This is a genomic window from Pseudoalteromonas sp. B131b (assembly GCF_037162545.1).
In the GTDB taxonomy this organism is placed as follows: Bacteria; Pseudomonadota; Gammaproteobacteria; order Enterobacterales; family Alteromonadaceae; genus Pseudoalteromonas; species Pseudoalteromonas fuliginea.
In genome coordinates this window covers 3068901-3087955 of record NZ_JARLUZ010000001.1, presented here as the reverse complement: position 1 = coordinate 3087955, position 19055 = coordinate 3068901, and the positions used below count along the sequence as shown (strand labels likewise).

The window sequence follows — 19055 nt, the reverse complement described above, 5'->3', positions numbered from 1 at the left end:
AGTTTGAACGATAGTTAAATTTTTGTTTTAGCAATGGCGAGTATTTTTCTTTTTGCAAAGAAAAAGTGACGGCGTTTACCGCCCATTTGTCGCCATAAAACTGCACTTCTAATGCCGGCTAATAATAACGCACGGATTTTATTTTGAGTGAGCTGCTGTTTTAATAACTCGGGTTTACCATAAACCTGTATTCGGTGCCCAAGGGGCTCAGCACCGACGAGTATATATCTGCTAAACCGGCAACAACGCTCTCGTCGGTAATAGCAAAGTGATCTAAACGACGATGAATATCATCAATTCGTTTACCTAATTCGTTTAAGCTTTTATCGTTTGCACTTAGCGCACGCTCAAGCTGCATCAAACCACCTACGTATTTTACTATTTCAACATCTTTTTGAGCACCTGCGGTTAGCTGCGCCATTAATGTTTTATAGCCATCACGTAAGTTGTCAGTACCTTGGTAAACATCTTCTGGCGAAGCCGGTGATGTTTGAATAATGCTTGAAAGTAATACTTCTAAGTCGTGCTCATTATTACTGCCGTACTGGGCAATTTTTTGAACTTGCTTAGCAACTTGACACATGGCGGCAAGCGCCATGACTTGGTGTTCATTCATTACTTGATCACCGAATCAATAATACCACCGCCTAAACACACATCTTCTGCGTAAAATACGGCAGATTGACCAGGTGTCACTGCTTTTTGTGGCTCGTCGAACAATACGCGGGCCATGCCGTCTTCACCTACAAGTAGGGTACAGCTTAAGTCTTCTTGGCGGTAACGTGTTTTTACTGTGCAGCGAGTGGTACCTTTAGGACCAATGCGATCAACCCAATGCAATTGGTTTGCATTAAGACCATTACTGTATAGGCGAGGGTGATCTTTACCTTGGCCCACAATAAGTACGTTACGTTCTAAGTCTTTATCAACTACGTACCATGGTTCGCCAGAACCTTCTTTCATACCACCAATTAATAAGCCTTTGCGTTGTCCAAGTGTGTGGTACATTAAGCCTTCGTGCTCGCCTACGTTATTACCGTCAGTGTCTTCAATAACGCCAGGTTGTGCTGGTAAGAACTTTTGTAAAAAGTCTTTAAATTTACGCTCACCAATAAAGCAGATACCTGTGCTGTCTTTTTTATCGTGCGTGATTAGGTCTTGCTCTTCTGCTATGCGGCGTACTTCTGGTTTTTCGATATCGCCTACCGGGAATAACGTTTGGCCAATATGTTCATGGCTTAAGGTATATAAGAAGTAGCTTTGATCTTTATTGTTATCAAGTCCGCGACACATAACGTATTTGTCATCGCGAAGCTCACGGCGAACATAGTGACCCGTTGCAATAAAGTCAGCACCGAGTGCTTGAGCCGCAAATTCTAAAAAGGCTTTAAATTTAATTTCTTTATTACACATTATGTCTGGATTCGGTGTACGACCTGCTTTGTACTCCGCTAAAAAGTACTCAAATACGTTGTCCCAATACTCTGCTGCAAAGTTAACAGTGTGAAGCTCAATGCCTAATTTGTCGCACACGGCTTGTGCATCTTTTAAATCATCAGCGGCAGCACAATATTCATCATTGTCGTCTTCTTCCCAGTTCTTCATAAACAGGCCTTCTACTTGGTAGCCCTGTTGTTGTAATAAATATGCAGATACAGAAGAATCAACACCGCCGGACATGCCAACAATGACTTTAATGTGACTATTTTCGCTCATGAATAATTTCGCTTATACAGATTGCTGTTAACTTGGAAAGGCCGCGATTATAGCATGTATTTTGTTTGTGCTTAAAGAGCGTAGGGCAGCAAAGACATAATTTGTCACTATTTTATTTGTATAACAAATAGCAAACTAGCCTTAAGAGCCGTTTGAGCGGACATAACTTCACGCATTAATTAGTGCCTGTTTACCTTTCGCGGTTGAATTTGAAACAGTATATTGATTTTTAGGGAAGGTAACGCTTATGGTGTGTGGCTATTTCTTATAAATAAGCGATAACGTTGCATAAATACTAAACATTCGCGCCCTTTGGTTTGTCCGTGGGCAATCTACTCATTGTTAACGACGGATGTAGTATGTACGGTAACGATGGAGTAGATACCGCCTACTAGGCTGATACCTCGCGCACTATTTAATTTCACTTATCATAGAACAAATTTTAATCCTAAAGGTCAGTAGGCACTAAGTTTATTAGTTTTTTTCATGCAAATATTGAATTTTATTAATAATATTTTCTTTTAAAACTACTTGGGTAAATATACACTTAGGAAATAGTTGATATTGTTTAAATAGTATCAATTTTAGGGACGCTACCTATATAGTCAACGGAATGAATATATGAATTATGCTTATCAAATAAATGAGATAAAATCACTCGTAGAGCATTACACTCTAAAGTCTAGTTTTTCACCAAATGATTTATCAGCAAATACAAATACTGAATTTAAGAAAGCCGCTTATCATCTTTTCTATGAACTGATAAAACTAAAAAGCCTTCGTATTTATCAAGAACCAAATCATATAACTGAGTTATTCGGCCTCATTAAGCAATCATCTTTTCAAGATCGTATTGAAAAAAAGCATTGGCTCACGTTGAATATTGGTGGCTTGAATGGTATTTCGCGTTAGAAATGGATGAAAAGATAAATACTGAAAAAAATAATACGGCAATGAGTTATTTATCGCAAAGTACACAGCATCCAATGCGTAAACATGAACTTAGCCACTACGCTAAATTATTCGCAGCATTACCTATGCCAGTGTGTAATGTATGTGCAAGAACTGGCGATATTTTAAGAGTAAATCAACGCTTTGTAGACGTTTTTGGTTATACGGTCAAAGATGTCCCCAACCTAAATGTTTGGTGGCAAAAAGCTTACCCAGATATCAAGTATAGGGAGTTCGCTAAAACACTTTGGGACAATTCTTTGCAACTAGCCCTGAAAAATAACAACGACATTCCAGCTAATAACTACCGAGTGTCATGTAAAAATGGTTCTCAAGTAATGATGGAGGTATCAGGAATTGATATTGGGGAAGAATTTTTGGCTGTTTTTAAAGATGCTACTGAGCGTTTACAAGCAGAAGATATACTCAGAGATATGGCTTTTTTGGATGCGCTGACGAAAATAGCGAATAGACGTCGATTTGACGAAAAGTTAACACATGAGTTTGAGCGTGCGAAGGCGTACGAAGGTTCATTGTCATTAATCATCCTTGATATAGATCACTTTAAAGAATTTAATGATTTATACGGGCACGTAGCGGGTGATACTTGTTTATATGATGTGGCTCAAAAAATAGCATCAACAGTGAGTCGCCCTGAGGATTTTGTTGCTCGCTATGGTGGGGAAGAGTTTATAGTTTTATTACCACAAACGGACAAGCAAGGTGCTTTGTTTATAGCTGAGCAGATACAAAGAGCGATAGAAAACTTAGCCATTGCGCATGAAGGTAGTTTTACCGGTTTTTTATCTGTAAGTATGGGTATAAATACAATAGATAAATGCACAGCTAGTGATGAGCTAAATTTTATAAAAGCAGCCGACAGCGCACTTTATTATGCAAAGAGACAAGGCCGCAATTGTATTGCTTTAAGTGCTAATTAAATAACCTGCATATTATTTTGTTTGGTATTTATGCTGCATTAGCGCCTATTTATCGGGGATAACCACGCACTACAGGCGCAGACATACCTTAAAACTAAACATACGGCTGCAAACTTAACCTCGAGAGATAAACAGGCCTTAGGCTTAAAATAGTTTAAGCCTAATTGTATATAGTTTCGAGACTTAATATTGGCCGATTTAGACTATCATCAATACACTTTAAAACTAAGGGACTTCTGAGCGGTAGCGATTTTATTTGCTCGTAGGTGTGCCAATTCGCGCTAATAATGTTGCTATCTAGCGGTTTTGGGACTGGTATATTCTGAGGTGCTTCAAATAAGAAGCAGAACCGTAAATAGTGCACTGCGTTATCGGCATGCAAATTATACACACCTAAAAAGCCAATAGGCTCAAGCGCTAAGCCTGTTTCTTCAAGTAACTCTCTGCTTGCAGCTTGTGCAAGTGTCTCATTTTTCTCTAAATGACCCGCAGGTTGATTGTAACAAATTTGCTTTGTAAATTTATCGCACTCTTTTACAAGTAAAAACTCATTTTGCTTTTTTACTATAGCTGCAACCGTAACATGCGGTTTATGCATCAACTACGCCCTTAATTACTTTGTATTCACCACAATTAATATCATCCAACGTATAGTTACCAATGCTATAGCGAATGAGGCGAAGAGTAGGGTGGCCAATATGAGCCGTCATGCGGCGGACTTGTCTGTTTTTACCTTCGTTAATGGTAATGCTTAGCCAAGTAGTGGGGATTGCTTTTCGTTCACGTACAGGCGGATTACGCGCCCAAATCGTAGGTTCATCAATTATTTTAACGTTAGCGGGGAGTGTAAGCCCGTCTTTAAGTTCTACGCCATTACATAAATCATTAATTGATCCACTCGTTGGTTCACCTTCAACTTGTGCCCAGTAGGTTTTATTCGTTTTTTTATCAGGAGCAGTCAAGGTGTTTTGTAATTTTCCACAGTTTGTTAAAAGCAATAAACCTTCACTGTCTCTGTCTAATCTTCCTGCGGCGTAAACTTCTTTAATCGGGATAAATTCTGCAAGCGTTTTTCTGTCTGCGTCATCTGTAAATTGGCATAGCACATCAAATGGTTTATTGAATAACACAATTTTTCTGTCTTTAGATGCTATTTGCGGCTTTATTTCTCTTTTACCTGAAGGCGTTTTATTAAGTGCACTGCGAGAATAAGTACGGCCAGTACTTCTTTTGGCTTGGCTTGTGCTGCTTGATTATTGCCTGATTTAGCTCTCATTATATGCACCTAGCTGGTTTTGGTAATCCGGCAATTTTTGTTGCTTGCTTGGCTGGGCCTTTAGGAAATAATTTATATAAATAAAGGCTATTTCCTTTGTCTTCACCGAGTGCTTTAGCCATTGCTTTTACAAGCATTCTAATTGCTGGGCTGGTGTTATATTCAATGTAAAAATCACGAACAAAGTTAATGACTTCCCAGTGTTGCTCACTCAGTGTGATGTTTTCTTGAGTAGCAATTACAGGCGCCAGCTCCTTTGACCATAAAGTATGGTCGAGCAAGTAGCCTTGTTTGTCGGTTTCAATCTGTTGGTTGTTAAATTCAAGCATGAGTTACCACGTAATGGATTGGTTAGTTGATAAAGTGAGTGCCACAAAGTCTTCATAGCTAATTGCTTTATCGTTATCTGCTAATTTTATTGCACGTACTTGCGCGTCTTGTTCAAGTATTAACAGTGTATCTGCAAACTGCCTAAATTGTTTTTTTGCAAAGCAGGCATCACCAACCAGCAAAATGCTATCGGTTGGTAAAATTAAATTTTCTAATTGATTTGCACAGTAGTAGTTAAGCGGCTTTGAAAAAATATGTAACGTGCTCATAGATTCACCACATGTTGCTGGGCTTTAATTAATGTTTGTTGTTGGCTAAAGTTGAGTGCTTTTGCCTCTATGAGTAAATCATGTTTATTTAAACCATAATCAAGCAATGATTTTTCACACACGTAAATGTTTTCAACATCGTAAATTTCGAGTGTTTTAATATTTTTAAAAAAGTCTTTTAAGCCAATATCATTTGGTTGCTGATGCTTTTTTAAAGCTAAAACGGCGGGGCCGCTAAACAACCAACTTACATTTTGGTCAACAGCAGCAAATATCAATGTCATATCAAGTGCATCACGAATATTTAAATCGTCAAATGGGCTGCACTGACTCATTACTAATACGTTTATCATTTAAATTGCACCCATTTATCTGCGTCGCTTGCAAGCATTGCAAATTCAGCTAACCCTGCGACTTTAAATACACCTGTGTTTTTAATATCCAACCCGCGCTTTTGCGCGGCGGTAACACACAGCATTAAATTTAGTTTTTGATCAGCGAGTTGCTGCCAAAGTGCTGAAATTTGAAGTTCATCTGAGGATAAATCAAAGTGGGTAGATGCATGATAAATACCTTGCTGGTATAAAAAAATAGCATCAATGGTATGCCCTTGGGCTAAACATGCATTCGCAAATTTAACTATGCGTTGCGTGGTATCGTGATCGGATGGTGGTGTATGTAATGAAAGAACAAAGCGTGTCAAAACAATTCCAATAAAAAAGCCCCAATAAAGGGGCTATTTTAACAGAACTATTTAATTAGTCATCACTTGCGCCAAGTAGAGCAAGCAAAGAAGTAAATAAGTTATATACGCTTAGGTATAAAGACACTGTTGCACGAATGTAGTTAGTTTCACCACCGTTTATGATTCGGCTTGTATCGAATAAAATCAAACCAGACATAATCAGTACAACTGCTGCATTAATTACCATAAACATCAATGAACTGCCAATAAAAATATTAACGATGCTTGCTACAATCACAACGATTAAGCCAACAGTTAAAAAGCCACCCATGAATGAGAAGTCTTTTTTAGTATTTAGTGCATAAGCAGATAAACCAAAAAAGATAAGCGCTGTAGAACCTAAGGCTTGCATAATAAGCATTGGGCCATTTGGTAATGCAGCATAATGATTAAGCAATGGACCTAAGCCAGCCCCCATTAAACCTGTGAAAGCAAACACCCAAAATACACCCGATGCTGTATCTGCTTTTTTATTTACAACAAATAATAAACCGAACGAAACGAGTGTAAACACAATTCCCATAAAGTAAGGTAATTGTAGTGCCATTGAAATACCGGCTGTAACTGCACTAAATGCAAGTGTCATAGCTAGTAAAAAGTAGGTGTTTTTAAGTACCTTGTTTGTTTCAATGGTAGACATTACCGGTTTCGCGGTATTGTACGATTGATTAAACGCCATTGTAGAGCTCCTTTAAGTGAAACGTGTGTGTTTCGATAATTTAACTAAAATTAGATTACCAACTCTTATATGTTTGGGCAAACCTTTGTAGATCAATAGAGTTAAATATTTAAATAAAAGTTCATTAGCGATTAAATTAAAAACACTTTGTCTTAACTTTAAACAAATCAATTGTTTTTTAAGCACTTAAACAATTAATTTAAAAAAAGCTTCACAAAAGGGATGGGTTTCCCTATTATGCAGGCCGTGCGGAGAGATGGCAGAGTGGTCGAATGCACCGGTCTTGAAAACCGGCATGGGTTTATAGCCCATCTAGGGTTCAAATCCCTATCTCTCCACCATTTATTTAATAAGTGTGTGGTAATTAAAGTATCATTCACTTAAATAGTTATTAGTACACTCTTACTTTTAACTTAGCAGTATCGGAGAGATGGCAGAGTGGTCGAATGCACCGGTCTTGAAAACCGGCATGGGTTTATAGCCCATCTAGGGTTCAAATCCCTATCTCTCCACCATATAACAAAATAGCCCGCTAATTTAGCGGGCTTTTTTGTATCTATAGAAAACTAATACCAATCTGCTTATATATGGGGTCTATTTAACGTTAAGAAAATTACGCTAGAACTAGGCAAAAATTTTTATATCTAGTTGTTCTAAATAAAAAATTTTTAACGACGTTATAGTGCAATTTAATTCGTTAAATTGATCAAAGATTTATGCAGGTTGGTATAAAATGCATTATTGTTAAATAGAGTCTATATGGGCAGATTAGGGCCTTTTTATCTTTCGAGCTTGAATTTACAGTAGACTGTTTGGTTTTTGTTCAAGGCAGAGCCTATGTTATGTGGTCATTTCCCCATAAATAGGCGATAACGCAGCTCAAATGCCAAGCGTGCGCTGCTCTTGGGTTTGCCTACATATAGTATGTAGGTAAGGGGCGTGAGCAGGACGCGGATGTTTTACTCAATTTTTACTTATTCTTACATGAATGTAAGCCAGTAGGATAACGCAGGAGCAGTTACCAAGCCGACTAGGTATAAAAATTCGGCTAGTTATAGCGCAATTTCTTTATCGTTAAATAGACTTCATATATAAGCTAATTGGTATTACTTATCATTTTATATTTACTGAGAAAATGAAACCAGTAATTAGCGATGAATTTGTGGTATTTTATTAGCAAGCATGTTTTTAAAGGTATGTAAAATATGACGTTGTGGCTTAAAGATGATTTAGCGTCAAGAAAATTGGTTATATACAGGGCAGTTTTATTTTCGATAGTAACTCTATTTATTCTATTCGTATTCCAACCTTTTGGTACAACCAACGATACTGAACCTTATAAATTACTCCGCCTTTCAGGCTACGGCTTAGTCACGTTTTGCGCTTTATTGCTTTCGGGTTTTATTGAGATCTTTTTAATTCGCTTAAATCTTAGCAATAAACTTCAAATAATAGTGACCCCCAGCCTTTATATTTTAATTACTGCTTTGTTTAACCACGGATATTTTGTTGTTGCTATGTTAGGGGCTTGGCATTGGCAAAACCAAATACTCTTCATTGTATATACATTAGCAGTGGGGTTATTCCCGATTAGTTTCATATTTGTTGTCAATCGTCATGCAAAGCATATGGTCTTAACAACTGAAAAAATACCGGTTGTTAAGACTAAACAGCGTGCTTGTGAAGAGGTAGAAAAAAATAACGTCCCCCCACATCGTCTAATAACACTTATTGGCGATAATAAAGGTGACAAGCTAACAATTGCGCTATCGGATATATTGTTTATTAAGTCAGCCGATAATTACTGTGAGCTCGCAACGATAGAAAACGATGTTGTTTCTCATAAATTGCTGCGTATAACGTTAACTGGTTTATTAAAACAATTACCCCAAAATACATTTTTATATCGCTGTCATCGGTCTTATGCAGTTAATTTACAATTAGTCGCAGTAAGTAAAGGGAATGCCGGAGGATTACAGTTATCGATGAACTCATTTGATTTCACAATTCCAGTTTCGCGAACTTATGTTGATGTCATTAAACAAGCCTTGCTGTTAACCCCTGATGTTTGTTGATGGCCCCAAAAACATGTAGTTAGCAACTAAAAGTGAAATTTAGCCCTAATTGATCGATTTCATAATTAGTGATTGCCATGATTAAGTTGAATTTAAAATTGTAACTTAAGAAGGTAAGTATGAAACATACAATTAAAGCACTGCTACTAATCACCACATTTATATTTTGTCATTACATGATGAAAGAGTTCTGGGGGATAACTGGGTAAGTGTCCTATCTGACCTTGATCAACAATCAGCCCTTTTGTTATTTCCTGCTAAATACTTGTTTATTTATGGGCCATTGTTAGTTGTGGCAACATTATTATTTAAACATGAGAGTTGGTACAACGTTTTAGGTGTCGACATTGAAGGTTTTCAACGTTATTTACTCGCAGCGGTAGTTTGTTGCACACCTATGGTGATAGGTTACGCTTATTTGAGTAACGCGCTAAACCTTTCAATTACGGGGATAATTACAGGTTCAATATACGCAGGAGTTTTTGAAGAAATAATTTTTAGAGCTGCTTTGTTCGGCGTGTTATTTCGTTTTTGTCGTTGGGGGTTTATTCCCGCCGCATTAATTAGCTCAACGATATTTGGTTTGGGTCATATTTATCAAGGACATGATGCTATTTCAGCTGTGATGGCTGTTGCAATTACAACAATCGCAGGAACTTGGTTTGCGTGGTTATTTTGCGAATGTGGATACCGTATTTGGTTTCCATTATGGATGCATATATTTATGAATGCGGCTTATGGCATATTTAGCATGTCAGGTGGTGCAGCAGGGGATTTAAAAGGCAATTTGTTCAAGGCAACTGCAATAATTTTAAGCATAGTCTACGTAAACTTACTTATCCGTCGTGGTAAACCGCGCCAAATAACACTCTCTACGCTATTTAAAAAACGTCCAGGTTTTTCGTCTCAGCATTATAAATTAGCAACACAAAACACTTGAAGGAGATAATAATGTTTGAATTATTTTTAATTATAATGATTTTTTTGTCGCCTTTTTTACTTTTAGTGCTAATTAAAAATTACTTTACCTATAAAACGACTACTAAAGAAAAGTCACTTTTATTACAAGATAAAAATCAGAAAAATACGATTGTTATGCTGCAAAGAAAGTTAGACGTTTTAGTTGAAAGAGTCATAGTGCTTGAAGAGTTGGCGATAAATAAAAATATCGATTTATCACAAAAAATAGCTCAGTTGTAACTACTGAGCTATTTGTTATTTCTTTTAATAACTGGGCTTTTATTACTTTATTAAATTACCTAGCTTATATGTTGTATGTTTTATCATCATAAGTTACGACCATAGTCTCTATTTCTAAGCTTTAGATCTTGGTGCATGCTTAATACATTAAATTTTATACGCTGTATTAAGGATTATTAGATGAAACATCAACTTGCAAAAAGCGTCGCGCTTTCATTATTGTCCCCGGTGATTGTTGGCAGTTTATTAGGTTTGTATTATGCACTAGCGTTGCAGGGTGATTTTCTATCAGTGTTCTTTCAACTATTGATGACAGCCATATCAAATGCACATATTGTAGGTTTAACAATGGCGGCTTTTGTTGTGCCGGGTTATTTACTCATGTTTAAGTATTCAAAAGTTAATTATTCAGGTGTTTTAACACTTGGGTTATTAGGTGGGGCTATTTTTAGTTATCTATTAAGTGCTTCAACAGGCGAGATATTTTTAATTAATAGTGTGATGTCTGGATTCGCCGCAGGACTATTTTTATTTGGCCTTCGTAATTGTGCAAAAAAATAATCGCAGAATTATTGACCAAGCGCGCTGATAAACAGCGCAATTTCCTTTTTTTACCCTTTAAAGGTTCCAATTTTTAACGACAAAGAGTACCTTTAGCTACTGTCTGTTTAATAAGAAGTAGTTTGGTATGCAAAAGTACGATTTTTACCAGTCATTAGTTAAGCAAACTGAATCACTAATAGCTGGTGAATCTAATGTAATTGCCAATTTGGCAAATATAAGCGCGTTATTATTTACCTCTTTAGAAGATGTGAATTGGGCGGGTTTTTACTTTATGGATTCTCCTACTGAATTAGTACTAGGCCCGTTTCAAGGTAATCCTGCATGCATTCGTATTCCAGTAGGAAAAGGAGTATGTGGAACTGCTGCGGCAACCGCAGAAACACAATTAGTTGAAGATGTTCACGCTTTTGACGGTCATATTGCCTGTGATGCGGCGTCAAATTCTGAGATTGTTGTACCTATCTTGAAAAATGGTAAAGTATTTGCTGTTCTTGATATCGATAGTCCAAGTGTTGGTCGATTTGATACTGACGATAAAGCCGGACTTGAAGCGCTAGTGAAATGCTTAGAGGCGAGCCTGTAATGAAAGATTTGCTAAATGTTCAAGACTACCTGTTTGCTGTGCAAGATGTTGGCGACTGGGAAGGCGAAGAAGAACATGTAGCGGAAACGCTCAATGATTTGATTCATATTGCCTGGGATCGTCTTCCGGACGATTCTGAATGTGAATTTATTGATGAAACGATTAATGGTATTTGGGAACACCTTCGAGGCGATATGGCTGTAATAGAAGCCGACTTTGAAGAGCTGGTCGACTGGGTAACACACTACGTCGATTCGTCCCTTGATGAAAAGATGTGAAAAATAGGTTCTAAAATGGAAACCACAAACAAGCTAAAAGATATTAACGAAGTATTGGAATTTTTGTATCAAGAATTCCCACAATGTTTTAAACAAAAAGATGGCATCAAGCCGCTTAAAGTAGGTATTTTCAAAGATATCGCTGAGCGTATTGAAGGCTCTGACAAAGTAAGCAAGACTCAAGTTCGTCAAGCGCTCAGAAAATACACGTCTAACTGGCGTTATTTAGAAGCGGTAACTAAGTCAGAGTTTCGTATTGATCTTGATGGTAATCAAGGTGAAAAAGTTGAGCAAGAGCATATCGACCATGCACAAAAAGCATTGGAAGAAAGCCGCGCTAAAATGGCAAAACGTAAAAAACAACAACGTCCACGCCAAGACTCAGATTCTAAATCTTTTAAGAAAAAACCAGCGCATGCTAGTAAAACAGGTGATAAAAACGCTTCCGCAGCTAATAAACCTGCCAAAGCAGCTCCTGCTAAACGTTCAGGAAAAATTGAACCTTTACCAGCTACTGAGGTCAAGGTTAATAATAAGGTTAAGGTTAAACTTGGCCAAGCACTTGTAAATGCAGTAATCACTGAAGTGAACAAAGATGACGTTCATGTTGAATTAGTGACAGGCATGCAAGTTAAAACCAAAGCTGACAGTTTATACATCGTTTAAACTGTAAATAAATTAAGGAGTTTGTATGAGTAAAAAGTTTACGCTCATTCCGTTAGTTGCTGCCCTGTTTTCAGGTTCATTATTTGCTGCTGTAGAAGCCGTCACTATTGACGATTTACCACTGCTCAAGCAAGAAAGTCAACATGGTACTGCCAGCAAACGCGTGGCTAGCTTATTTACTCGTTCACACTATATCCCGGTTCGATTTAACGATGAGCTTTCTAGTAAAGTGTACGATCGTTATATCGAATCCCTTGATTTTAATAAAAGCGTATTTTTAGCAAGCGATATTGCTTCTTTTGACCAATACCGCGATGACTTTGATAACGCTATAACTACCGGCAAATTGGGTTTCACATTTGATATCTTTAATTTAAGCCTTAAACGCCGTTTTGAACGTTACGAGTATTCCCTAGCATTACTTGAAAAAGAAATGACCTTTGATAAAGAAGATGAATACTTTTTTGATCGTGAAGAAGCTGCGTGGCCTGTATCTCAAGCCGAGCTTGATGAAATTTGGCGCGAACGTGTTAAGTACGATGCACTGCGTTTAAAAATGACAGGTAAAGATTGGGAAGGCATTAAAGAAGTGCTGACCAAACGCTATAAAAATGCAGAAAAGCGTTTAGTGCAATCAAATCCAGAAGATGCATTTCAATTAGTATTAAATTCTTTAGCACGCAGTATTGAGGCGCATACGTCTTATTTATCGCCGCGTCGTGCTGAACAATTTAAAATGGATATGGACCTAGAGCTCGAGGGCATAGGTGCAGTATTGAGTCCAGATGAAGATTACACAGTTATTCGCAGCTTAGTACCTGGTGGTCCTGCGGATAAAACAGAGCAAATTAAAGCCGATGACAGAATTATTGGTGTTGCTCAAGATGGTGAAGAATTTGTTGATGTTATTGGCTGGCGCTTAGATGACGTTGTTGATTTAATTAAAGGCCCTAAAGGTACTAAAGTACGTCTTCAGTATTTAAAAGGCGCTGATGCTCACGGCACACCAAAAGTTGTTGAAATTACCCGTGATAAAATCAGATTGGAAGACAGAGCCGCTAAATCAGAAGTTTTTGAAGCTAAATATTCAGATTTAACAAGCAAAGTGGGTGTGATTGAAATCCCTGGCTTTTACAATAATCTTTCGAAAGATGTAAAAGTTGAACTTGCTAAGCTTAAAGAGCAAAAGGTTGATGGGATTATTATTGACCTACGCCAAAACGGTGGTGGTTCATTATATGAAGCTACCCAGCTTTCGGGATTGTTTTTTGACCAAGGACCTGTTGTTCAAATACACACTTTAAATAACCGTATTGAAGAACAAAGAGACCGCGATGGCATTACCTATTATGATGGTCCACTTACGGTATTAGTTGATAGATACAGTGCGTCAGCATCAGAAATATTTGCAGCGGCAATGCAAGATTATGGCCGCGCAGTTATTATTGGTGAGCAAACCTTTGGTAAAGGCACGGTTCAACAGCACAAAGGCTTAGGCCGTGCTTATGACTTGTATGATAATGCATTGGGTAGCGTGCAATATACAATTGCTAAATTTTACCGCATCAATGGTGGTAGTACGCAACACAAAGGTGTGATTCCAGACATCTCGTTTCCATCAGCAATCGATCCTGCAGAATGGGGCGAAAGTAAACAAGACAATGCACTGCCTTGGGATAGCATTGTTAAAGCGAAATATAAAAAACTTGGTAATTTAACGCCAGTTATTACCTATCTTGAGAAGCAACATGAGGTACGAATTAAATCAGAACCTGAGTTTGGTTATGTATTTAATGATATTGCCTTATACAACAAAGAGAAAGATCGTAAAACGATCTCTTTAGTTGAAGCAGACCGCATTAAAGAAAAAGACGAAGGTGAGGCACGTGCACTTGTACGTACTAATGAGCGTCTTAAGCGTTTAGGTAAAGATCCGGTAGAAAACTTAGATGATTTACCTGAGGTTATTGAAGAGCTAGATCCATTTTTAGAAGAAGCCGCTTTAATTACCCAAGATTATATTAACTATGGTCGCATAGCTAAGAAGTAACCGCTGGTTTTACCTCTATAAAAAAGGCGCTTTTGCGCCTTTTTTGCTACCTATAATTTACTAAATTGTTATAATCTCCCATTACATAAAGTTGAGCTAGATCATCAAAGTTCAATTAATGCGCTTTACGTGCTAAAAATAATAATTAAACACACATTGAGTGTGTGTAGGAGTCTCTACTTTGAAGCCATTGGAAGATAAACCAATCAAGCCTGCCTCGTTTTTTGATGCATTAGTTCCTATCTCTGTATTAATTTGCCTACTCGGCGCTGCCGTATACTTATTTGGTGATAATTCTTCATCAGGTCCTAACCAGATTGCACTTTTGTTCGCAACTTTTGCAGCTGCTTTAATTGGTCTTAAAAATGGTTATACTTGGAAAAAGTTAGAGCAAGCAATGATTGAAGGCATAACGCTTTCACTTGGTGCTATTCTAATTTTACTCATGGTAGGTGCATTAATTGGTACTTGGTTACTATCAGGAACTGTACCGACCTTAATTTATTATGGCTTACAGGTTATCAATCCGAGCTGGTTTTATGCAGCTAGCTGCTTAATTTGTGGCATTGTTGCAATGAGTATTGGTAGTTCGTGGACTACGGCTGCAACAATAGGTGTTGCTTTACTTGGCGTAGCAACCGGTCTTGGGCTTGAACAAACAGTAACAGCCGGCGCGGTTATATCGGGCGCGTACTTTGGTGATAAGTTAAGCCCACTGTCAGAAACTACAAATCTTGCACCTGCAGTTGTTGGGGCTGATTTATTTGAGCATATCCAACATATGTTATGGACGACAGTACCTAGCTTTGTTATTGCACTGATTATATTTATATTTATGGGTTTTAATGCAACGGCTTCAAGTGAAGCAGGGCGTATTGACGAAATTACAGCTATTTTACAACAAAATTTTAATATTGGTTTTGAAATGCTAATACCACTAATTGTATTGTTAGTTTTAGCAATTAAAAAAATGCCAGCCTTTCCTGCTATCTCTATTGGTGCTGTTGTGGGCGCTGTTTGGGCCATGTTGTTTCAATCTGATTTAATTGCTAGCCAAATTGATGTCTCTCAAGGACAGTTAGTAGGCTACTTTAAGCTTGTTTGGACCACTTTTTTTGACGGTTTTAGCATAAACACCGGCGATGATAAAATGGACTCGCTACTTAGTGGTGGTGGTATGGCTGGAATGCTTACAACGACCTGGCTTATTATGACCGCACTTATGTTTGGCGCTATCATGGAAAAAACAGGTCTTCTTGATATTTTTGTTAAAAGTATTCTTAAAATAGCTAAAAGTACGGGATCGTTAATTGCGGCAACAATAGCAACGTGTATTGGTACTAACGTGATAGCTGCTGATCAATATATTGCTATTGTTGTACCCGGTCGTATGTTTAAAGATGAATATAAAAAACGTGGTTTGAAGCCTGTTAACTTATCTCGTACATTGGAAGATGGCGGTACAATTACTAGCCCACTAATTCCGTGGAACACTTGTGGCGCTTACATGCAAAGCGTTTTACTCATAAATCCGTTTGACTATGCACTGTACGCTTTCTTTAATTTAATTAACCCTGTATTAGCGGTTGTTTATGCCTATTTAGGTATTAAAATTTTACGTATCAAACCAAAACAATCGGCCTAATTTTAAACAGCTCTTTTAAATTTAAAGGAGCTGTTTTGGAGCATCTATGACTGAATCAAGTAAACCTCAAGCACAATATCTTAAAGACTACAAAGCCCCAGACTTTTTAATTGACCACACTGAGCTAACATTTGACTTACAGCCATTAACAACGAAGGTAAGTTCCTTATTAACACTTACACGAGTAGGTGATAACAAAGCACCCTTAGTGCTTGATGGTATTGATTTACGCCTGCTCTCTTTATCAATTGATACTGTTGCTATAACGGATTATGAAATTATTGGCGAGCAACTAATAATTAATAATCTACCGGATAGTTGCCAATTAAGTATTGTCACCGAGATATCACCTGAGACTAATACTTCACTAGAAGGTTTATATTTATCAGGTGGTGCGTATTGCACGCAATGTGAGGCGCAGGGGTTTAGAAAAATAACCTATTACATGGATCGCCCCGATGTTTTATCTACATTTGATGTGACCGTAATTGCAGATACAAAATTTTCTCAGCTCCTATCTAATGGTAATCAAGTAGACAGTGGTGAAACTCAAGATGGGCGTCATTTTGCTAAATGGCAAGACCCGTTTAAAAAGCCAAGTTATTTGTTTGCTTTGGTTGCAGGTGATTTTGATGTATTAAAAGACAGCTATATTACTCAAAACGGTAAAAATGTTGAACTTGCTCTATTTGTAGATAAAGGTAATTTATCTAAAACACCACATGCTATTGCCTCACTTAAAAAAGCAATGCAGTGGGATGAAGCGCGTTTTAATTTAGAATATGACCTAGATATTTATATGATTGTAGCCGTTGATTTTTTCAACATGGGTGCAATGGAAAATAAAGGTTTAAACATATTTAATAGTAAATGTGTTTTAGCCAACCAAGAAACAGCGACAGATAAAGACTATCATACGATTGAATCTATAGTAGGACATGAGTATTTCCATAACTGGACAGGTAATCGGGTAACGTGCAGAGATTGGTTTCAGTTATCGCTTAAAGAAGGTTTAACTGTATTTAGGGATCAAGAGTTTAGTAGTGACTTAGGCTCTCGTGCGCTTAATCGAATTGACGCTGTAAAAGTAATGCGCACACACCAGTTTAGCGAAGATGCTGGCCCTATGGCTCATCCTATTCGTCCAGAAAAAGTTATTGAAATGAATAACTTTTACACGGTTACTGTGTACGATAAAGGCGCCGAAGTAATCCGAATGATGCATACATTATTAGGCGAGCCAAACTTTCAAAAAGGTATGGCACTCTATTTTGAGCGCCATGACGGACAAGCTGTTACTTGTGATGATTTTGTAAGTGCAATGAACGACGCATCAGGCGTTAACTTAGATCAGTTTAAACGTTGGTATAGTCAAGCAGGTACATCTCGTTTAAATGCAATTCAAAATTTTGATCTGGATTCAAATACATACAGTTTAACAATTGAACAATTTGCACCGCTGAACCAGCAAAGTAATGCACCTTTGCACATTCCATTTGCAATTGAACTGTTAGATGTAAATGGACAAAGTATTGAGCTTGAGTACCAAGGCGAAAAAGTTAACCACGTTCTAAATGTAACTCAACCATCACAGACATTTCACTTTGATAATATGACTGCTAAACCTGTTGCAGTATTACTTGAAGACTTTTCTGCTCCATGTATTTTAAACCAAGAGACAGATGAACATGAGCTACTTCATATTATGCGTTTCGCACGCAGTGACTTTTCTCGTTGGGATGCACAGCAGCAGCTATTTATTAAAGCAATGAAAGCGAATCTAAACAGTGTTGAAAGTGTTGGGCTTAGTGATGAGATAATTAATGCGCTTCGTGGATTAGTTAATGAAAAACAGGGCGATCTAGCGCTTATTGCAGAGCTATTAAAATTACCAAGTTTTGATACGTTGGCTGCTGAATTTGAAGTAATTCCAGTAGATGAAATAGTCAATATTGCTGAGCAATTTGAAAGGCAAATAGCGGATGAGTTAACTAACGAGTTTATAACGTGTTTTGAATCGTTAATCGATGATGGCAGTGTAAATGCAAGCGCCGTTGCAATTCGGTCTTTAAAGCAGCTATGCCTTCATTACCTTGCTAAAACTAATGACCCGCACGCTGCTGATTTTATTAAACATGCTGCAAGCTCAAAAAATATGACGAATGTTTTAGCTGCACTAAGTGCCGCTGTTAAAGCGTCACATGAGCTATGTGAAGAATTGTTAAACTACTTTGATAGTCAATGGCGTCACGATGTATTAGTAATGGATAAATGGTTTGCTTTGCAAGCGATGCAAACTGGTGACAATGCAATTGATAATATTAAGGCGCTTTACGAACATCCGTGTTTTGATTTTTCAAACCCCAATCGTGTACGAGCACTTGTAGGTAGCTTTAGCCATTTCAATACGTCTCAGTTTCATCGCCTTGATGGTAAAGGTTACGCGCTCTTAGGTGATTTACTCATTAAATTAAATGCTATAAACCCTCAAAATGCATCTCGTATGCTAACGCCGTTTATGTCGTGGAAGCGATACGATAATACACGTTCAACAGCAATGAGACTGCAACTAGAACGTTTAGCTAATTTAGATGGGTTAAGCGCCGATTTATTTGAAAAGGTTGAAAAAGCACTTAAGTAAATGATCGAATATTATTTTAATTTAAGATTGAGCTACAGCGAATGCATGGATTACTACCATGGTCGTTTTAGCTCATTGCAGGTTGTCGAAGATGGCGGGAAAACAGTGCGTTTTTCTGCTAATCACTTAAGGCCATTTATTACTAGCTTAGGTATAAGAGGGCGTTTCAGAATGTTACTAACCCTTGAAAATAAATTTATTCGTATTGAACGAGTGGCTTAGTACGCTGTTTTTATGTTATAAAATCATAAAATATTGTCTTTTTGTTAATTTCAATTTGTTCTATTGTTAAATTACGTGTATAAATTATCTGGTACGACGTCTTACCAATACGTAAACGTCAACCAGAATGAAAATATATAACAGATTGAATGCGACTATTTGTAATTTATCCATTTCGCTTCTATCGTTACGATTACACTAAAAACAATAACTTGATCACACAA

18 protein-coding genes, 2 tRNA genes and 3 pseudogenes are annotated in these 19055 nt (G+C 37.4%); 14 read left to right on the top strand and 9 right to left on the bottom strand.

Annotation, left to right across the window (positions count from 1 at the left end; all coding sequences use genetic code 11):
* Nucleotides 1-14: 14 nt before the first annotated feature.
* Nucleotides 15-616 (bottom strand): annotated as a pseudogene (hflD, locus tag P4S65_RS14230) (high frequency lysogenization protein HflD).
* A complete protein-coding gene (gene mnmA / locus P4S65_RS14225; RefSeq protein ID WP_007375708.1) occupies nucleotides 616-1716 on the bottom strand; it encodes a tRNA 2-thiouridine(34) synthase MnmA in 1101 nt (366 codons plus the stop codon). Before mnmA ends, hflD begins: the two are co-directional and overlap by 1 nt.
* A 621-nt stretch (nucleotides 1717-2337) precedes the next feature.
* Between mnmA and P4S65_RS14215 the strand changes: the two are divergent.
* A pseudogene (locus P4S65_RS14215) lies at nucleotides 2338-3608 on the top strand (diguanylate cyclase).
* Between the two features lie 160 nt (nucleotides 3609-3768).
* Here the strand turns inward: P4S65_RS14215 and P4S65_RS14210 are convergent.
* The 7 genes and pseudogenes from P4S65_RS14210 to P4S65_RS14180 form a co-directional block, all read right to left on the bottom strand.
* A complete protein-coding gene (locus P4S65_RS14210) occupies nucleotides 3769-4206 on the bottom strand; it encodes an NUDIX hydrolase (protein ID WP_337120420.1) in 438 nt (145 codons plus the stop codon).
* A pseudogene (locus tag P4S65_RS14205) lies at nucleotides 4199-4884 on the bottom strand (pseudouridine synthase). The gene P4S65_RS14210 and the pseudogene P4S65_RS14205 overlap by 8 nt, the downstream one beginning before the upstream one ends.
* Nucleotides 4884-5213 carry a TusE/DsrC/DsvC family sulfur relay protein gene (locus P4S65_RS14200; protein ID WP_007375712.1) on the bottom strand — a complete coding sequence of 110 codons (330 nt, stop codon included), beginning with the start codon at nucleotides 5211-5213 and terminating at the stop codon, nucleotides 4884-4886. Before P4S65_RS14200 ends, P4S65_RS14205 begins: the two are co-directional and overlap by 1 nt.
* 3 nt (nucleotides 5214-5216) lie before the next feature.
* Complete coding sequence (locus P4S65_RS14195; RefSeq protein ID WP_007375713.1) at nucleotides 5217-5483, bottom strand: DsrH/TusB family sulfur metabolism protein; 267 nt, start codon at nucleotides 5481-5483, stop codon at nucleotides 5217-5219.
* Entirely contained in the window at nucleotides 5480-5836 is a 357-nt protein-coding gene (gene tusC / locus P4S65_RS14190; RefSeq protein WP_024600506.1) for a sulfurtransferase complex subunit TusC, read from the bottom strand. Before tusC ends, P4S65_RS14195 begins: the two co-directional genes overlap by 4 nt.
* Nucleotides 5833-6186 carry a sulfurtransferase complex subunit TusD gene (tusD, locus tag P4S65_RS14185; protein WP_096793203.1) on the bottom strand — a complete coding sequence of 118 codons (354 nt, stop codon included), beginning with the start codon at nucleotides 6184-6186 and terminating at the stop codon, nucleotides 5833-5835. Before tusD ends, tusC begins: the two co-directional genes overlap by 4 nt.
* Before the next feature lie 55 nt (nucleotides 6187-6241).
* A complete protein-coding gene (locus P4S65_RS14180; RefSeq protein WP_007375716.1) occupies nucleotides 6242-6907 on the bottom strand; it encodes a Bax inhibitor-1/YccA family protein in 666 nt (221 codons plus the stop codon).
* Between the two features lie 250 nt (nucleotides 6908-7157).
* Between P4S65_RS14180 and P4S65_RS14175 the strand changes: the two genes are divergently transcribed.
* From P4S65_RS14175 to P4S65_RS14115, 13 genes are all read left to right on the top strand, one after another.
* Nucleotides 7158-7248 (top strand) — tRNA-Ser (locus P4S65_RS14175).
* 83 nt (nucleotides 7249-7331) lie between these two features.
* Nucleotides 7332-7422: transfer RNA gene (locus P4S65_RS14170), tRNA-Ser, on the top strand.
* 690 nt (nucleotides 7423-8112) lie between these two features.
* Complete coding sequence (locus P4S65_RS14165) at nucleotides 8113-8982, top strand: LytTR family DNA-binding domain-containing protein (protein WP_337120419.1); 870 nt, start codon at nucleotides 8113-8115, stop codon at nucleotides 8980-8982.
* A 166-nt stretch (nucleotides 8983-9148) separates the two neighbouring features.
* Nucleotides 9149-9922, top strand: coding sequence for a CPBP family intramembrane glutamic endopeptidase (locus P4S65_RS14160; protein WP_337120418.1), 774 nt, complete (start codon nucleotides 9149-9151; stop codon nucleotides 9920-9922).
* 11 nt (nucleotides 9923-9933) lie between these two features.
* The gene (locus P4S65_RS14155) at nucleotides 9934-10182 is read left to right on the top strand and encodes a hypothetical protein (protein ID WP_096793202.1); all 249 of its coding nucleotides are present in this window, start codon (nucleotides 9934-9936) and stop codon (nucleotides 10180-10182) included.
* A gap of 180 nt (nucleotides 10183-10362) precedes the next feature.
* Nucleotides 10363-10743 carry a hypothetical protein gene (locus P4S65_RS14150; protein WP_007375720.1) on the top strand — a complete coding sequence of 127 codons (381 nt, stop codon included), beginning with the start codon at nucleotides 10363-10365 and terminating at the stop codon, nucleotides 10741-10743.
* A gap of 127 nt (nucleotides 10744-10870) precedes the next feature.
* Entirely contained in the window at nucleotides 10871-11329 is a 459-nt protein-coding gene (locus P4S65_RS14145; protein ID WP_007375721.1) for a GAF domain-containing protein, read from the top strand.
* A complete protein-coding gene (locus P4S65_RS14140; protein ID WP_002961910.1) occupies nucleotides 11329-11607 on the top strand; it encodes a hypothetical protein in 279 nt (92 codons plus the stop codon). The genes P4S65_RS14145 and P4S65_RS14140 overlap by 1 nt, the downstream gene beginning before the upstream one ends.
* A gap of 15 nt (nucleotides 11608-11622) precedes the next feature.
* Complete coding sequence (gene proQ / locus P4S65_RS14135) at nucleotides 11623-12273, top strand: RNA chaperone ProQ (protein WP_007375722.1); 651 nt, start codon at nucleotides 11623-11625, stop codon at nucleotides 12271-12273.
* Between the two features lie 25 nt (nucleotides 12274-12298).
* Nucleotides 12299-14323, top strand: coding sequence for a carboxy terminal-processing peptidase (gene prc / locus P4S65_RS14130; RefSeq protein WP_337120417.1), 2025 nt, complete (start codon nucleotides 12299-12301; stop codon nucleotides 14321-14323).
* A gap of 181 nt (nucleotides 14324-14504) precedes the next feature.
* Nucleotides 14505-15968 carry a Na+/H+ antiporter NhaC gene (gene nhaC, locus P4S65_RS14125; RefSeq protein ID WP_198402991.1) on the top strand — a complete coding sequence of 488 codons (1464 nt, stop codon included), beginning with the start codon at nucleotides 14505-14507 and terminating at the stop codon, nucleotides 15966-15968.
* A 46-nt stretch (nucleotides 15969-16014) separates the two neighbouring features.
* Complete coding sequence (gene pepN, locus P4S65_RS14120) at nucleotides 16015-18609, top strand: aminopeptidase N (protein WP_337120416.1); 2595 nt, start codon at nucleotides 16015-16017, stop codon at nucleotides 18607-18609.
* Entirely contained in the window at nucleotides 18610-18831 is a 222-nt protein-coding gene (locus P4S65_RS14115; RefSeq protein WP_033014893.1) for a DUF2835 family protein, read from the top strand.
* Nucleotides 18832-19055 lie beyond the last annotated feature (224 nt).

Bases quoted from the DNA above. Each gene is read 5' to 3' on its own strand.
- mnmA (WP_007375708.1), bottom strand. From the start codon at position 1,716: ATGAGCGAAAATAGTCACATTAAAGTCATTGTTGGCATGTCCGGCGGT.
- P4S65_RS14210 (WP_337120420.1), bottom strand. From the start codon at position 4,206: ATGCATAAACCGCATGTTACGGTTGCAGCTATAGTAAAAAAGCAAAAT.
- P4S65_RS14200 (WP_007375712.1), bottom strand. From the start codon at position 5,213: ATGCTTGAATTTAACAACCAACAGATTGAAACCGACAAACAAGGCTAC.
- P4S65_RS14195 (WP_007375713.1), bottom strand. From the start codon at position 5,483: ATGAGCACGTTACATATTTTTTCAAAGCCGCTTAACTACTACTGTGCA.
- tusC (WP_024600506.1), bottom strand. From the start codon at position 5,836: ATGATAAACGTATTAGTAATGAGTCAGTGCAGCCCATTTGACGATTTA.
- P4S65_RS14180 (WP_007375716.1), bottom strand. From the start codon at position 6,907: ATGGCGTTTAATCAATCGTACAATACCGCGAAACCGGTAATGTCTACC.
- P4S65_RS14165 (WP_337120419.1), top strand. From the start codon at position 8,113: ATGACGTTGTGGCTTAAAGATGATTTAGCGTCAAGAAAATTGGTTATA.
- P4S65_RS14155 (WP_096793202.1), top strand. From the start codon at position 9,934: ATGTTTGAATTATTTTTAATTATAATGATTTTTTTGTCGCCTTTTTTA.
- P4S65_RS14150 (WP_007375720.1), top strand. From the start codon at position 10,363: ATGAAACATCAACTTGCAAAAAGCGTCGCGCTTTCATTATTGTCCCCG.
- P4S65_RS14145 (WP_007375721.1), top strand. From the start codon at position 10,871: ATGCAAAAGTACGATTTTTACCAGTCATTAGTTAAGCAAACTGAATCA.
- P4S65_RS14140 (WP_002961910.1), top strand. From the start codon at position 11,329: ATGAAAGATTTGCTAAATGTTCAAGACTACCTGTTTGCTGTGCAAGAT.
- proQ (WP_007375722.1), top strand. From the start codon at position 11,623: ATGGAAACCACAAACAAGCTAAAAGATATTAACGAAGTATTGGAATTT.
- prc (WP_337120417.1), top strand. From the start codon at position 12,299: ATGAGTAAAAAGTTTACGCTCATTCCGTTAGTTGCTGCCCTGTTTTCA.
- pepN (WP_337120416.1), top strand. From the start codon at position 16,015: ATGACTGAATCAAGTAAACCTCAAGCACAATATCTTAAAGACTACAAA.
- P4S65_RS14115 (WP_033014893.1), top strand. From the start codon at position 18,610: ATGATCGAATATTATTTTAATTTAAGATTGAGCTACAGCGAATGCATG.